Below are 14,258 nucleotides of genomic sequence, written 5' to 3'. Positions count from 1 at the left end.
GTGGACGCTGAGTCCCTGCACCAGGACGCCGTCGTTGCCGTCAACGCCGGCAAGTGGGGTTTGGCGCTCGAGATCATCGCCCAGGCTCGGGACCTGACCGACGACGAGAACCTGCTGAGCAGACTCGACATCACCGCGACGTACAGCATGGCCGAGACCGGCGACCACGCCGGCGCCGTCGCGCTGTGCAGGGACGTGCTCACCCGAACCGGGATCGAGACCCTCACGGCCGGGCTCGCCGAGTCGCAGCTCGGCCTGCTCTACATGCGCAACGCCGAGCCGAACGCTGCCCTGGGTGCGTTGGACCGGGCCCTGGAGGCGCTGGCGGGTGAAACGCTCTACCGCGGTCGTGCCCTGTTGAACCGCGGGACGGTGCACCTGGACCGACGCGACCCGAACGCAGCAGCGACAGACCTGGCAGAAGCCGCAGAGCTGCTGCTGCGCGAGGGCGACGTCATGGGTCATGCGAAGGCCCTCTTCAACAACGGCTACGCCGAGCTCCTGCGCAACGACCTGGTTGCCGCGATGCGGGGCATGGACGAGGCCTTCGAGACCCTCGCCGCCGATTCGCCGGTGAACCGCGCGATCGGCCAGCAGGACCGGGCCGAGGTGCTGCTCGCCTCGGGTCGGGCTCGGGAGGCCGCCGAGGCGCTCGAAGCTGCAGCCGAGGCGTACGGAGCCGAGAAGCTGCGCCGACTCCAGGCCGAGTGCGAGCTCATCCTCGCCCGGACGCTGGTCGCCGACGAGCCGGAGCGCGCCAAAGCCATCGCGCTGCAGGCCGCACGCCGGTTCGAGGCCGAGAAGCGCGAGGTCTGGGCTGCGCGCGCACGGGCGATGGCCACCGTCGCTGACATCGAGGCCGGCAGCAAGGCACCCGCGACGTTGCGTCACGCCGACGAGCTCGCCGAGGTCCTGCGCAAGGCCGGCTACCGGGAAGAGGCAGACCGGCTCGCCCTGCACGCCTCCCGCCTCTCGATCCGCCGCGGCGACATGGCCGACGCATCCACGCGCATCGCGAAGGTGCGGACCACCGAGTACTCCCCGGTCACCACCCGGCTGCTCACGCGCGAGGTGCGGGCCGAGCTGGCAGCCGCGCAGGGCCAGCCCACCAGGGTCCGCACCTATGCCCAGCAGGGCCTCTCCGCCCTGCACACGTGGCAGGCCACCTTCGGCAGCTTCGACCTGCAGTCCTCGTCGGTCGGCCACGGTCAGCACCTGGCACGCCTGGGACTCCGGGCCGCGATGGACGACGGCTCCCCCGAGGTCGTCTTCGAGTGGTCGGAGCGGGCGCGCGCCCTGGCCTCGCGGGTGACCGCCCTGCGTCCGCCACCCGACCCGGCGCTCGCCGCCGACCTCACTGCGCTGCGCGTCACCGATCCCAAGGATGCGGCCGCAGTCCGCGCCCTGAAGGACCGGATCCGGTCGCACTCGTGGTTCGCCGCGGCCGGCACCATCGGCGAGCCCGTCGAGCTCGACGCCCTGCGCGCCCGCCTCGCCGAGGACAACGCAGCCCTGGTGGCCCACATCGTCCTCGACGGCCAGCTGACCGCGCTCGCCGTCACGACCGACTCGGCGGCGATCATCCCGCTCGGCGAGGCAGAGCCGGTCCGCACGCTGCTCGACCGCGTGGCCGCCGACCTCGACTTCGCCGCGCAGCACCGCAGCGACGAGCTGGCCGCTCCGGTGCGGGCGTCGCTGCGCACCGATCTCTCCGCGCTGGCCGACGTCCTGGTCCGGCCGCTGCTCGCGACGATCGGCTACCGACGCCTGGTGCTGACACCCTCCGCCATGCTGGCCGGCACTCCGTGGACCTGCCTGCCCGGGCTGATCGGTCGCCCGCTCACCATCCCGACCTCGGCGACGCGCTGGGTCGAGCAGACCGCGGTGAAGGCGGTCCCGCCCCGGATCGCCGGGTTCGTCGCCGGCCCCCGGCTCGAACGCGCCGAGGAGGAGATCCAACGCTCGGCCGGCACCTGGCCCACGGCCCAGGTGCTCTCCGGGGACACCGCGGACTCGGCCCGCGTCGGCTGGCTCGCCTCCCAGGTCGACCTCTTCCACGTCGCCGGCCACGGCCTGCACCCGGGCGACCACCCGCTGTTCTCCGCGATCGAGCTCGCCGACGGACCCTGGTTCGGCCACGACGTCGACCTGCTCCCCCGTACGCCGGAGCTCGTCGTGCTCTCCGCCTGCGACCTCGGCCGGGTCACGGTCCTGCACGGCGAGGAATCGGTCGGCATGACCGCCGCCTGGCTGCACGCGGGAGCGCGGACGGTGATCTCGTCCCCCGCCCTACTCGCTGACGAGCTGGCCTGCGAGGTGTTCGCCTCGTGGCACCGGTTGGTGGGCGCAGGAACAGCGCCCGCCGACGCGCTCGCTCAGGTGTGCGCGTCGACCGACGAGGTGGTGCCGCTGCTCAGCTTCGGAGCGGGCTGGTGAGCGAGGAGGACGACCGGGAAGCGGTCATCGCCCGACTTCTGGACGACGGTGCGCTGACCATCGACGCGGATGTCTACCGAATCGACCTGAGCGCCGTGGTGAGCAAGTACATCGGTGAGACCGAGAAGAACCTCCGCAGGCTCTTTGACGCTGCCGAGAAAGGCGGCGCCATCCTCCTGTTCGACGAAGCAGATGACCTGTTCGGGAAGCGCACCGGCGTGAAGGATTCGCCCGACCGCTACGCGAGCATCGAGCTGAGCCCCCTGCTCGAGCGGATCGAGGTCTTCGACGGCATCGTCCTGCTCAGGAGGTGGCCGGACGACGACTGATCAGGTTCAGATCTCGGCCTGCACGCCGGCCAGCAGCTGGCGGGCCATCACGATCCGCTGGACCTGGTTGGTGCCCTCGTAGATCTGGGTGATCTTGGCGTCGCGCATCATCCGCTCGACCGGGTAGTCCCGGGTGTAGCCGTAGCCACCGAGCACCTGGACCGCGTTGGTGGTGACCTCCATCGCCACGTCCGAGGCGAAGCACTTGGCCGCGGCACCGAAGAACGTCAGGTCGGAGTCACCGCGCTCGGAGCGACCGGCGGCGGCGTAGGTCATCTGGCGAGCCGCCTCGACCTTCATGCCCATGTCGGCGAGCAGGAACTGCAGGCCCTGGAACTCCGAGATCGACTTACCGAACTGGCGGCGCTCCATCGCGTACTCCAGGGCGTAGTCGAGGGCACCCTGCGCGACGCCGACGGCCTGGGCCGCGATGGTGACGCGGGTGTGGTCGAGGGTGCGCATCGCGGTCTCGAAGCCGGTGCCCTCGGCACCGATCAGGCGGTCGGCGGGGATCCGGACGTTGTCGAGGTAGACCTCCTTGGTCGGAGATCCCTTGATGCCCAGCTTCTTCTCGGGGGCTCCGAAGGAGACGCCCTCGTCGGTCTTCTCGACCACGAACGCGGAGATGCCGTGGGTCCGGGAGTCGGGGTTCGTCACCGCCATGACGGTGTAGTACTCGGACTCGCCGGCGTTGGTGATCCAGCGCTTCACACCGTTGAGCACGTAGTGCTCGCCGTCGCGGACCGCGCGCGTCGTCATGCCACCGGCGTCCGAGCCGGCGTCGGGCTCGGAGAGGCAGTAGGAGAACCCGCCCTCACCCTTGGCCAGCTTCGAGAGGTACGTGGCCTTGAGCTCTTCCGAACCCGAGATCTGCACCGGCAGCGAGCCGAGCTTGTTCACGGCGGGGATCAGGCTCGAGGAGACGCACACGCGGGCGATCTCCTCGATGACCAGCACCGTGGCCAGCGCGTCCGCACCGGCGCCGCCGTACTGCTCGGGCACGTGCGGGGCGTGGAAGTCGGTCTCCAGGAGCGCCTGCGCGGCCTCGACCGGGTAGCGCGCCTCCTCGTCGACGGCCGCCGCGTGCGGGGCGATCTTCGCCTCGGCGATCTCGCGGACCGCCTTGCGGATCTCGCGGTGCTCCTCGGACAGGCCGTACATCGGGAAGTCAGACATGGGTTCGATTCTAGGTTCGCAGTGAACGCTCATTAACCGGCTCCGGGGTGATATCCGTCTCCCGGGAAGCCTTCGTCGCGACCTGTTGTTGTCATCAGAGTGAGCACCGACTGGCAGGAGCAGAAGTACGTCGACCTGATGCTGGACGAGCTCGAGACCTGGGCGATCGTCGGGCTCTCCGGAGATCCGTCACGGACCGCGTACAGGATCGCGCTGGCTCTGCAGAACGCCGGCAAGCGGATCGTCCCGATCCACCCGGACACCCCGGTCGTGCTCGGCGAACAGGGCTACGCCACGCTCGCCGACGTGCCTTTCCCCGTCGACGTGGTCGACGTGTTCCGTCGCTCCGAGGCCGCCGGTCAGTTCGTCGACGAAGCCATCGCCGTCGGTGCGAAGGGGGTGTGGCTCCAGCTCGGAGTCATCGACGAGGACGCCTTCGAGCGTGCCGCCGAGGCGGGACTGCCGATGGTGATGGACACCTGCCCGCTCATCGAGTGGGACAGGCGCCGCTGATCAGCTCCTCGGAGATCACCAGAACCGGTACACGTGCATCTTGAGGTCGCACCAGCCCGCTGCTCCGTCCGGGCGCAGTCGCGCTGTTCGATGAGTGCCGTCGTCGGTGTCTCCCAACGTGGCCGCGGCGACCAGGAGTTCGGGAACGGGCGGGGCCTTGAGGCTTGAGTCCGCGGCCTCGCCGTACCGACCCCAAACAACGCGCCAGCCTCGCTGCTTCGGGTCGTCGATGACGACCGTGGTGTTCACGCCCGACGACTCCACCCAGATCGTCCCGGTGACCTTGGCTCCGGAACACGTCGTGGCGAACGACCTGACACCGGGATCCAACAGTTGCTTTCCTGCCCAGGTCAGGCCGAGGACAACCATCGTTATGACGACGCCGAGGACGAAACCTCGCAGGACCGGACGGCGACGCGTCGGGGCCGCGTCAGCCGGAGCCGCGGCGTCAGTCATGGTCAGAAGCCGGCGCGCCGCGGGGCGGCCTGGTCGCGGACGACCTTGCCCTTCTCGTGGGCGGAGTCGCGTAGCGTGGACTGGAACTCGGTCATCTTCTGCTGGAGATCCGGGTCGGTAGCTGCCAGGATGCGGACGGCCAGCAGGCCGGCGTTGCGGGCGTTGCCGACAGCGACGGCTGCCACCGGGACGCCGGCGGGCATCTGCACGATGGAGAGCAGCGAGTCCATGCCGTCGAGGTACTTCAGCGGCACCGGTACGCCGATCACCGGCAGCGGGGTCACCGAGGCGAGCATCCCGGGCAGGTGGGCCGCTCCCCCGGCGCCGGCGATGATCACCTGGATCCCACGACCGGCGGCGTCCTTGCCGTAAGCGAGCATCTCCTCCGGCATCCGGTGCGCGGAGACGACGTCGGCCTCGAACTCGATGCCGAACTCGGTGAGCGCCTCAGCGGCGTCCTTCATCACCGGCCAGTCGGAGTCCGACCCCATCACGATGCCGACGCGCACACTCATTCGCTTTCCTCTCCCAGCTCTCCTGCGAACCATGCTGCCGCATGACGGGCCCGTTCGAGGCAGTCCTCGAGGTCCTCGCCGTAGGCATTCACGTGGCCGACCTTGCGGCCCGGTCGCAGTCCTTTTCCGTACAGGTGCACGCGCAGCCGCGGATCGCGGGCCAGCGCGTGCGGGTAACCGTCGTAGAGACGGGCCGTGCTCGCCGAGTCCTGGCCGGCGCCTCCGAGGATGTTGACCATCACCGTCCACGGCGCGCGGGCGTCCGGCGCACCGAGCGGCAGGTCCAGCACCGCGCGCAGGTGGTTCTCGAACTGCGAGGTCACCGAGCCGTCCTGGGTCCAGTGCCCGGTGTTGTGCGGGCGCATCGCCAGCTCGTTGACCAGCACCCGGCCGTCGTTGGTCTCGAAGAGCTCGACCGCCAGCACGCCGGTGACGCCGAGCTCGCCGGCGACCCGCATCGCGATCTGCTGGGCCTCGATGGCCAGGTCCGGGTCCAGGTCAGGCGCCGGGGCGATCACCTCGCGGCAGATGCCGTCGCGCTGCTCCGAGGCGACCACCGGCCAGGCAGCGACCTGACCGGAGGGCGAGCGGGCCACGAGGGCGGAAAGCTCGCGGCGGAAGTCGACCCGCTCCTCGGCCAGGATCTGCACCCCGGTCGCGGCTGCTGCCTCGAACGGCTCGGCGGCGTCCTCGGCCGACCGGACGAACCAGACGCCCTTGCCGTCGTACCCGCCCCGGGTCGTCTTGAGCACGCAGGGGAAGCCGAACGCCTCGGCCTCGGCAACGTCCGCGACGATCGCGTTGCGCGGGCACGGGACGTCGAGGGCACCGAGCGCCGCCCGCATGACGCCCTTGTCCTGCGCGTGCACCAGCGCCTCGGGGCCGGGCCGGACGGCGATCCCGTCTTCCTCCAGCGCGTGCAGGTGCTCGGTCGGGACGTGCTCGTGGTCGAAGGTGACCGCGGCACAGCCCTGGGTGATCCGGCGCAGCGCGTCGAGGTCGCGGTAGTCACCGACCTCGTGGTCGACGATGACCTGGGCCGCGGAGACGCCGTCCGCCTCGGCCAGCAGCCGCAGCGGGATCCCCAGCGCGGCGGCGGGCTCGGCCATCATCCGGGCCAGCTGTCCACCGCCGATCACGGCGATCTTGGGCGCGAGCTCCTCAGGCACAGGGGTGACCCTATCGGTCAGTGTCGCGGCCTCGTACGACGCACCGTCACCGGCTCGATGTCGCCGAACCCGCGGATCGGGCGGGCCGGCAGCGGACGCGTCTCGAACTCGGTCGGCGGCAGCAGCTCGGCGGTTCGGGAGTCGATGATCACCCGGTTGCGCCGGGCCACCGCCGTGAAGCGAGCGGCCAGGTTCACCGGCGGGCCGTAGACGTCGCCCATCCGCATCACGACCGGGCCCGTCGCCAGCCCCAGCCGGACGTCGGGCAGCCGCTCGTCCCCTCCGATCACAGCGATGATGTCCAGCGCGATGTCGATGGCCTGGACCGGGTCGGACTCGATGAACAGCACCGAGTCACCCAGCGTCTTGATCACCCGGCCGTTGTGGTCGGCGATGACGTCGGAGCAGCGGGTCTCGAAGACCTCCACCAGCTCGCCGATCTCGTTCTCGTCCAGCTCGTTGGACAGGGCGGTGAAGGAGACCAGGTCGGCGAACCCGACGGTCGCCTGCGGGACGTGCAGGTCCTCGTCAGCCTGACCGAGCAGGTCGATCCGGCCCACGGCCGCGGCCAGGTGCCTGCGCCAGGCGTAGACGAGCAGCGCGTCGAAGTTCGGCACCTGACCTTCGACCAGGGCCAGCGCCGCCTTCATCGCCTCGGGCGAGGACAGGTCCTTCTGGGTGAACTCCTCCAGCGCGGTCGCCAGGGTCGCGGTCTGCCAATCCGCGAGCCGGGCCACGGTGTGGCCGATCGCGCGGACCAGGCGGAGCATCGTCTCGAAGTCGATCCCGGAGTCGGCGACCGTGTGCGCCACCAGCTCCAGCGCGTGCTGGTCAGCCAGGGTGAAGGCCACCTGGTTGGTGGCGTCGGGGAAGCCGAGGGCGCGCCACAGACGCCTGGCCTCGTCGGTGCTGATCCCAGCGGCAGCGGCGATCTCGCTGCCGAGCATGGACGGCGCCTCGCCGAGGATCGCGTTCTCGAGGTCGGAGACGGTCGGGCCGAGATCCGGCGACTCAGGCAGCTCAGGTCCCGTCATCGTGCTTGGGGTCCTGCTGGGCGCCACCGTGGAACAGCAGGTCGGAGAGCTGCAGCTGGCGCTTCTCGACCTGCGGCACGTCCGTCAGCTGCACGCGGCCCTGCTCGCTGGCGTCGGAGACGACCAGCGTTCCGCAGCCGAGGAGTCGGTCGAGCAGGCCCTTCTCGTAGGACACGTCGCTGATCCGGCTGAGCGGGATGTCGTGGCCGGTCCGGGAGATCACGCCCTGGTGGGTGGTCAGTCGGCGGTTGGTCACGGTGTAGGTGGCGGTCATCCACTTCAGGAACGGCCACAGCGTGTAGACGACGATGACCACGAGCGCGACGGCCGCGATCACGTAGCGCACGATCTTGTTGTCGATCTGGCCCATCCCGTAGCCGGCCGCACCGGCCACCACGATGAGGACCAGCGCCGGCACGAAGAGCGCCTTCACGTGCGTGCGCGTGGAGAAGACGATGCTCTCGCCCTCGTTCAGGAGCTTCTTGTTGATCGCCACGCGCCGATCATGTCACGCGGGACGGACGTGCACGACGTCTCCGGCACCAATCGTCCGGCTCCCTCCGGGGCCGTCCACGACCAGGCGGCCGCCGCGGTCCAGCCCGCTCGCCGTCCCGGAGAAGGTCTCACCGTCCGGCAGCTGCACGGTGACCTGGCGCCCGACGGTGTCGCACTCCGAGCGGTAGCGCTCCAGCACGGCCCCCGGCTCGGCGCGCAGCGCGTCCAGGATCGTGGCCAGCGCCGGAACCACCTCGGCGAAGACTGCGGTCCGGTCGACCGGGGAACCGGCGATCGAGAGCGACGACGCCGTGGGCACCGGCAGCTCGTCCGGGCCGAGCGCGACGTTGATCCCGATGCCGATCAGCGCCAGGGCCCGGCCGCCGGGTCCGGAGACCCGCTCGAGCAGGATGCCGGCGATCTTGCCCTGCCCGCCGTCGGGCGTGGGCACGAGCAGGTCGTTGGGCCACTTCACCGCGACCGGCAGCCCGCTGGCCGACCGGACCCCGTCCGCGGCGGCGAGCGCGACGGCCAGCGGCAGCAGCGGCCAGTCGGCGTCCGCGAGCCCGGGGTCGACCACCGCGGTGAAGGTCAGCGCGGAGCCCGGCGGCGTGTCCCAGGTGCGGTCGAGCCGGCCACGGCCTGCGGTCTGGTGGTCCGCGACCACCAGCGTGTCCGGCTGCGGGTCCGCGGCGGCGACCGCGTTGGTCGACTCGGCGGTCGGCAGCAGCCTCACCGCCCAGCCGGTGCCAGCCGCGCCCGTCAGGGCGTCGAGTTCGAGGGGTGACCGGGAGGAATCAGGTGTCGGCACAGGCACTACCCTGACCCAGGATCCACCCTTTGAGAAGGAGTCTTCGCGTGAGTGCAGTTCCCGGCCAGGGCACCGAGGTGCCGGCGGACATCGACATCCACACCACGGCGGGCAAGCTGGCCGACCTGGACCGGCGCATCGACCTGGCGGTGCACGCTGCCGGCGAGAAGGCGGTCGAGAAGCAGCACGCCAAGGGTAAGAAGACCGCCCGCGAGCGGATCGAGGCGCTCTTCGACGAGGGCAGCTTCGTCGAGCTCGACGAGCTGGCCCGGCACCGCTCGGTCGCTTTCGGGCTGGAGAAGAACCGCCCGTACGGCGACGGCGTGATCACCGGGTACGGCACCATCGACGGCCGCCAGGTCTGCGTGTTCTCCCAGGACTTCACCATCTTCGGCGGATCCCTCGGCGAGGTCTACGGCGAGAAGATCACCAAGGTGATGGACCTGGCCATGAAGACCGGGTGCCCGATCATCGGCATCAACGAGGGTGCCGGCGCCCGCATCCAGGAGGGCGTGGTCTCCCTCGGCCTGTACGGCGAGATCTTCCGCCGCAACGTGCACGCCTCGGGCGTCATCCCGCAGATCAGCCTGATCATGGGCAACTGCGCCGGCGGCCACGTGTACTCCCCCGCGGTCACCGACTTCACGATCATGGTCGACCAGACCTCGGCGATGTTCATCACCGGTCCGGACGTCATCAAGACCGTCACCGGTGAGGACGTCACCATGGAGGACCTGGGCGGCGCCCGGGCCCACAACACCAAGTCCGGCAACGCGCACTACATGGGCGCCGACGAGGACGACGCGCTGGAGTACACCAAGGCGCTGCTCTCCTACCTGCCGCAGAACAACATGGACGAGGTGCCGTCCTTCGACGAGGTCGCCGACCTGACGGTCACCGACGAGGACCTGGCGCTCGACACGATCATCCCGGACTCGCCGAACCAGCCCTACGACATGCACGACGTGATCAACACCGTGCTCGACGACGGCGAGTTCCTCGAGGTCATGCCGCTGTTCGCGCCGAACATCCTGATCGGCTACGGCCGGGTCGAGGGCAAGTCCGTCGGCATCGTCGCCAACCAGCCGATGCAGTTCGCCGGCACCCTGGACATCGACGCCTCCGAGAAGGCCGCGCGGTTCGTGCGCACCTGCGACGCGTTCAACATCCCGGTGGTGACCTTCGTCGACGTGCCGGGCTTCCTGCCGGGCACCGACCAGGAGTGGAACGGCATCATCCGCCGCGGCGCGAAGCTGATCTACGCCTACGCCGAGGCGACCGTCCCGCTGGTCACGATCATCACCCGCAAGGCCTACGGCGGCGCGTACGACGTGATGGGGTCCAAGCACCTCGGCGCCGACATCAACCTGTCCTGGCCGACCGGCCAGATCGCGGTGATGGGTGCGCAGGGCGCGGCCAACATCGTGCACCGCAAGACCCTGGCCGCGGTCGAGGCCGACGGCGGCGACGTCGAGGGCAAGCGCGCCGAGCTGATCCAGGAGTACGAGGACACCCTCGCAAACCCCTACATCGCGGCCGAGCGCGGCTACGTCGACGGGGTCATCCCGCCGCACGAGACCCGCGCCGAGATCGTGAAGGCGCTGCGGTTGCTGGCCACCAAGCGCGAGACGCTGCCGCCGAAGAAGCACGGGAACATCCCGCTGTGAGCACCGAGGAGTCCGGCTCCGCGCCGGTCCTGCGGGTCGTCAACGCCGACGCCACCCCGGAGGAGATCGCCGCGATCGTCGCGGTGTTCTCCGCGCTCGGGGGTGCCGCGCCGGCGGCGAAGAAGCCGGTGCCGGCGTGGGCGGCCAACGCCCGCAAGATGCGCGCCTCACACCCGCACGGGCGCTCCGGCTGGCGCGCCAGCGGCCTGCCGCGCTAGTTCGCGGCCATAATCGCGGGCATGACCGCTCCGATCCGACTGATCCTGGCCTCGGCCTCTCCTGCCCGGCTGGCGACGCTGCGGGCGGCCGGTCTGGACCCCGAGGTCATCGTCAGCGGGGTCGACGAGGACGAGGTCGAGCTGGACACCCCGGCCGAGTACGCCCTCAAGCTCGCCCAGCTCAAGGCGGTCGCCGTCGCTGCGGACCAGCCGCGGGCGCTGGTCATCGGCTGCGACTCGGTGCTGGAGTTCGAGGGCGAGATCTTCGGCAAGCCCGAGGACGCCGCCGACGCGACCGCGCGCTGGAAGCGGATGCGCGGCGGGACCGGCGTGCTGCACACCGGCCACTGCGTGATCGACACCCACCGCGAGGTCTGGCTCGGCCGCTCGGCGGCCACCCAGGTGCGCTTCGCGATGATCGACGACGAGGAGATCGCCGCCTACGTCGCGACCGGTGAGCCTCTCAAGGTGGCCGGCGCGTTCACCCTGGACGGCCGCGGGTCGGCGTACGTCTCGGGGATCACCGGCGACCCGCACAACGTGGTCGGGATCAGCGTGCCGCTGCTGCGCCTGATGTTCGACGAGCTCGGCTTCGTCTGGCACGAGTTCTGGAGCTAGGCCGCTCCGGCGGGCTACTCGCTGGTGCGAGCGGGCTCGACCTCGACGTCCAGCAGCTCACCGGTCGCCGGGTCCAGCACCGGCTCGGCCAGGTGCTCGACCACCAGCGGCGAGCGACCGGTGAAGACGAAGCGCCGGAACGCCCAGAACCGGAAGGCGTTGCCCAGCAGCGCCCCGATCACGTTGCCCGACATGTTGTCGGCGTAGATGCTGTCCCAGCCGATCACGTTGCGGCTGAGGAACAGGCAGGTCACCGGGATCACGAACGACAGCAGGTTGATGACCACGTAGTTCACCAGCCCGCCGCCAGGACCGGCCGCGTGCCGGTGCCGGAAGGCGTAGTAGCGCGCTCCGTAGTAGCTGACGAACATGCCCACGCTGTTCGCGACCAGGTACGCCGGGATCGGCTGGCTGTTCATGATGCCGTCGAACCAACCCTGGACGCCGTGCACGAGAGCGTTGAACAGGAACAGGGCGACCAGGGTCGCCACGGTGTTCACCGCGGAGAACCGGGCGACCTCACCGGTGATCCTCTTCAGCCGGTTACCCACGCGCTGACTCCTTGAGCGGCTCCCACCAGGCACGGTTCTCCCGGTACCACTCGATCGTCGCAGCCAGGCCCTCGGAGAACTGGACCTGGGGGCGGTAACCGAGCTCGGAGCTGATCTTCGAGATGTCGACCGAGTAGCGCAGGTCGTGGCCGGGGCGGTCCGCCACGTTCACGACCCGGTCCCAGTCCGTGCCGGTGGCCTCGAGCAGCAGCCCGGTCAGCTCGGCGTTGGTCAGCTCGGTGCCGCCGCCGATGTTGTAGATCTCGCCGTCGCGCCCACCGGTGAGCACCAGGTGCACGGCGCGGCAGTGGTCGTCGACGTGCAGCCAGTCGCGGACGTTCGCGCCCTCGCCGTACAGCGGGACGTCCTCGCCGTCGATCAGGTTGGTCACGAACAGCGGGATGACCTTCTCCGGAAACTGGTACGGCCCGTAGTTGTTGGAGCAGCGCGTCACGCAGACCGGGACCCCGTAGGTCTGGTGGTACGCCCGCGCGATCAGGTCGCTGGAGGCCTTCGAGGCGGAGTACGGCGAGTTCGGCAGCAGCGGCTGCTCCTCGTCCCAGGAGCCGACGGCGATCGAGCCGTAGACCTCATCGGTGGAGACGTGCACGAACTTCTCGACGCCGACGGTCCGGGCGGAGTCGAGCAGCGTCTGGGTGCCGACCACGTTGGTGGTCACGAACTCGTGGGCCCGGCGGATCGAGCGGTCGACGTGGGTCTCGGCCGCGAAGTGCACCACGGCATCGACGCGCGAGACCAGGTCGTCGACCAGCTCACGGTCGACGATGTCCCCCTCGACGACCTCGAGGCGCGGGTCCCCGGCGACCGGGTCCAGGTTCGCGCGGTTGCCGGCGTAGGTGAGCTTGTCGAGCACCAGGACCTGCTCGGGTTCGGTCTCGCCCCAGGCGCCGGACAGCACCGTGCGGACGTAGTGGCTGCCGATGAAACCGGCGCCACCGGTGACCAAGAGCCTCATGCTCTACCTCTCGCTTGCCGTCCCCCGACTCACGAGCACCGACTCTATCCGCCGACTCGGGCCCCTTGGCTGCAAGAACCCGTCTTTGACCTGCGGTTATTCCACGGGCAGGCCGAGGCCCCGGGCGATCAGCATCCGCTGCACCTCGGAGGTGCCCTCGCCGATCTCCAGGATCTTGGCGTCGCGGTAGAACCGGGTGACCGGGTACTCCTCCATGAAGCCGTAGCCGCCGAAGACCTGGGTGGCGATCCGGGTCGCGGTCACCGCGGACTCGGTGGCGTAGAGCTTGGCGATCGAGGCAGCCTGCTTGAACTCGGCCTTCGGGGCACCGGCGTCCTTCATCGCGGCGGCCTTGTAGACCAGCATCCGGCTGGCCTCGAGCATCACCTGGAGGTCGGCGAGCTGGAAGGCGACGCCCTGCTTGCGCCCGATCGGAACGCCGAAGGTGGTCCGCTCACCGGCGTACTCGACCGCCATGTCCAGGCACGCCTGGATGCAGCCGAGGGCGACGGCGGCGATGGCGACGCGGCCGTCGTCGAGGGTGGCCAGGAACTGGGCGTAGCCGCGACCACGCTTGCCGAGCAGGTTGGCCTCCGGGACGCGCGCGTCCTCGAAGGAGAGCGGGTGCGTGTCCGAGGCGTGCCAGCCGAGCTTGTCGTAGGCCTTCTCGGCCACGAAGCCCGGGGTGTCGGACGGGACGATGATCGCCGAGATCTCCGGCCTGCCGTCGACCTCACCGGTCCGGGCGGTGACCGTGACCAGCGAGGTCAGCGTCGAGCCCGAGTTGGTGATGAACTGCTTGGAACCGTTGACGACCCACTCACCGTTGTCGAGAACGGCCTTGGTCCTGGTCGCCGAGGCGTCCGAACCGGCACCGGCCTCGGTCAGCCCGAAGCCCGCCAGCGCGCGACCCGCGACGAGGTCGGGCAGCCACTTCTCCTTCTGCTCCGGGGTGCCGTACGCCAGCAGCGGCGTGATGCCGAGTCCGACGGCCGCCTCGAGCGTCACCGACATCGACTGGTCCACGCGGCCGAGCTCCTCGATCGCCAGGCACAGGCTGGTGAAGCCGCCGTCCTCGCCCGTCAGCCCCGCGCCGCCGTACTCCTCCGGCGCGATCAGGCCGAACAGCCCGAGGTCGCCCATCTTGGCCACGACGTCGGTCGGGAAGTGGTGCTCGCGGTCCCACTGGGCCGCGTGCGGCGCGATCTCCTTCTCGGCGAAGTCGCGGACCGTACGGCGGAACTGCTCGAGTTCGGGGGACAGCTGGAAGCTCATGGACCCATCGTAAGCCAGG

16 protein-coding genes are annotated in these 14,258 nt (G+C 70.2%); 6 read left to right on the top strand and 10 right to left on the bottom strand.

The window, feature by feature from the left end:
* Both EFL95_RS19830 and EFL95_RS05875 read left to right on the top strand, forming a co-directional pair.
* On the top strand, positions 1 to 2,436 hold the full coding sequence (locus tag EFL95_RS19830) for a CHAT domain-containing protein (protein ID WP_123233116.1): 2,436 nt from the start codon (positions 1 to 3) through the stop codon (positions 2,434 to 2,436).
* A complete protein-coding gene (locus EFL95_RS05875) occupies positions 2,433 to 2,765 on the top strand; it encodes an AAA family ATPase (RefSeq protein WP_246004823.1) in 333 nt (110 codons plus the stop codon). Before EFL95_RS19830 ends, EFL95_RS05875 begins: the two co-directional genes overlap by 4 nt.
* Positions 2,766 to 2,771: 6 nt before the next feature.
* Here EFL95_RS05875 and EFL95_RS05870 read toward each other — a convergent pair whose 3' ends face one another.
* Positions 2,772 to 3,941, bottom strand: coding sequence for an acyl-CoA dehydrogenase family protein (locus EFL95_RS05870; protein WP_183407058.1), 1,170 nt, complete (start codon positions 3,939 to 3,941; stop codon positions 2,772 to 2,774).
* A 99-nt stretch (positions 3,942 to 4,040) separates the two neighbouring features.
* On the opposite strand from EFL95_RS05870, the gene EFL95_RS05865 reads away from it, so the two are divergent.
* A complete protein-coding gene (locus tag EFL95_RS05865; RefSeq protein WP_123233114.1) occupies positions 4,041 to 4,454 on the top strand; it encodes a CoA-binding protein in 414 nt (137 codons plus the stop codon).
* A 15-nt stretch (positions 4,455 to 4,469) separates the two neighbouring features.
* Here EFL95_RS05865 and EFL95_RS05860 read toward each other — a convergent pair whose 3' ends face one another.
* The 6 genes from EFL95_RS05860 to EFL95_RS05835 are packed head-to-tail and all read right to left on the bottom strand — an operon-like array spanning position 4,470 to position 8,859.
* Positions 4,470 to 4,910 carry a hypothetical protein gene (locus tag EFL95_RS05860; RefSeq protein WP_123233113.1) on the bottom strand — a complete coding sequence of 147 codons (441 nt, stop codon included), beginning with the start codon at positions 4,908 to 4,910 and terminating at the stop codon, positions 4,470 to 4,472.
* A 2-nt stretch (positions 4,911 to 4,912) separates the two neighbouring features.
* Positions 4,913 to 5,458, bottom strand: a complete 546-nt coding sequence (purE, locus tag EFL95_RS05855; RefSeq protein WP_425463956.1) for a 5-(carboxyamino)imidazole ribonucleotide mutase — start codon at positions 5,456 to 5,458, stop codon at positions 4,913 to 4,915.
* Positions 5,422 to 6,594 (bottom strand): 5-(carboxyamino)imidazole ribonucleotide synthase, encoded by a 1,173-nt coding sequence (locus tag EFL95_RS05850; RefSeq protein ID WP_123233111.1) that lies wholly within the window; start codon positions 6,592 to 6,594, stop codon positions 5,422 to 5,424. Before EFL95_RS05850 ends, purE begins: the two co-directional genes overlap by 37 nt.
* A gap of 17 nt (positions 6,595 to 6,611) precedes the next feature.
* The gene (locus EFL95_RS05845) at positions 6,612 to 7,628 is read right to left on the bottom strand and encodes an adenylate/guanylate cyclase domain-containing protein (RefSeq protein ID WP_123233110.1); all 1,017 of its coding nucleotides are present in this window, start codon (positions 7,626 to 7,628) and stop codon (positions 6,612 to 6,614) included.
* Entirely contained in the window at positions 7,615 to 8,124 is a 510-nt protein-coding gene (locus EFL95_RS05840; RefSeq protein ID WP_123233109.1) for a PH domain-containing protein, read from the bottom strand. The genes EFL95_RS05845 and EFL95_RS05840 overlap by 14 nt, the downstream gene beginning before the upstream one ends.
* 12 nt (positions 8,125 to 8,136) lie before the next feature.
* Positions 8,137 to 8,859, bottom strand: coding sequence for a biotin--[acetyl-CoA-carboxylase] ligase (locus EFL95_RS05835; protein ID WP_183407057.1), 723 nt, complete (start codon positions 8,857 to 8,859; stop codon positions 8,137 to 8,139).
* Positions 8,860 to 9,011: 152 nt separating this feature from the next.
* Between EFL95_RS05835 and EFL95_RS05830 the strand changes: the two genes are divergently transcribed.
* Genes EFL95_RS05830 through EFL95_RS05820 form a run of 3 tightly spaced genes read left to right on the top strand, consistent with a single transcriptional unit; the run spans position 9,012 to position 11,437 of the window.
* Positions 9,012 to 10,601 (top strand): acyl-CoA carboxylase subunit beta, encoded by a 1,590-nt coding sequence (locus tag EFL95_RS05830; RefSeq protein ID WP_183407186.1) that lies wholly within the window; start codon positions 9,012 to 9,014, stop codon positions 10,599 to 10,601.
* Positions 10,598 to 10,819 (top strand): acyl-CoA carboxylase subunit epsilon, encoded by a 222-nt coding sequence (locus EFL95_RS05825; RefSeq protein WP_123233106.1) that lies wholly within the window; start codon positions 10,598 to 10,600, stop codon positions 10,817 to 10,819. The genes EFL95_RS05830 and EFL95_RS05825 overlap by 4 nt, the downstream gene beginning before the upstream one ends.
* A gap of 21 nt (positions 10,820 to 10,840) precedes the next feature.
* Complete coding sequence (locus EFL95_RS05820) at positions 10,841 to 11,437, top strand: Maf family protein (protein ID WP_123233105.1); 597 nt, start codon at positions 10,841 to 10,843, stop codon at positions 11,435 to 11,437.
* Positions 11,438 to 11,451: 14 nt separating this feature from the next.
* Here the strand turns inward: EFL95_RS05820 and EFL95_RS05815 are convergent, their stop codons facing one another.
* From EFL95_RS05815 to EFL95_RS05805, 3 genes are all read right to left on the bottom strand, one after another.
* Positions 11,452 to 11,988, bottom strand: coding sequence for a GtrA family protein (locus EFL95_RS05815; protein WP_183407056.1), 537 nt, complete (start codon positions 11,986 to 11,988; stop codon positions 11,452 to 11,454).
* Positions 11,981 to 12,964, bottom strand: coding sequence for a dTDP-glucose 4,6-dehydratase (gene rfbB, locus EFL95_RS05810; RefSeq protein WP_123233103.1), 984 nt, complete (start codon positions 12,962 to 12,964; stop codon positions 11,981 to 11,983). Before rfbB ends, EFL95_RS05815 begins: the two co-directional genes overlap by 8 nt.
* 96 nt (positions 12,965 to 13,060) lie before the next feature.
* Positions 13,061 to 14,239, bottom strand: a complete 1,179-nt coding sequence (locus EFL95_RS05805; protein WP_123233102.1) for an acyl-CoA dehydrogenase family protein — start codon at positions 14,237 to 14,239, stop codon at positions 13,061 to 13,063.
* Between the last annotated feature and the right edge of the window lie 19 nt (positions 14,240 to 14,258).

This window comes from Nocardioides marmorisolisilvae (assembly GCF_003725775.1).
Taxonomy (GTDB): Bacteria; Actinomycetota; Actinomycetes; order Propionibacteriales; family Nocardioidaceae; genus Marmoricola; species Marmoricola marmorisolisilvae.
This window is presented reverse-complemented; position numbering and strand designations above follow the sequence as displayed.

Coding starts and splice junctions, on each gene's coding strand:
- EFL95_RS05870 (WP_183407058.1), bottom strand. CDS start 3,941: ATGTCTGACTTCCCGATGTACGGCCTGTCCGAGGAGCACCGCGAGATC.
- EFL95_RS05860 (WP_123233113.1), bottom strand. CDS start 4,910: ATGACTGACGCCGCGGCTCCGGCTGACGCGGCCCCGACGCGTCGCCGT.
- purE (WP_425463956.1), bottom strand. CDS start 5,458: ATGGTTCGCAGGAGAGCTGGGAGAGGAAAGCGAATGAGTGTGCGCGTC.
- EFL95_RS05845 (WP_123233110.1), bottom strand. CDS start 7,628: ATGACGGGACCTGAGCTGCCTGAGTCGCCGGATCTCGGCCCGACCGTC.
- EFL95_RS05820 (WP_123233105.1), top strand. CDS start 10,841: ATGACCGCTCCGATCCGACTGATCCTGGCCTCGGCCTCTCCTGCCCGG.
- rfbB (WP_123233103.1), bottom strand. CDS start 12,964: ATGAGGCTCTTGGTCACCGGTGGCGCCGGTTTCATCGGCAGCCACTAC.
- EFL95_RS05805 (WP_123233102.1), bottom strand. CDS start 14,239: ATGAGCTTCCAGCTGTCCCCCGAACTCGAGCAGTTCCGCCGTACGGTC.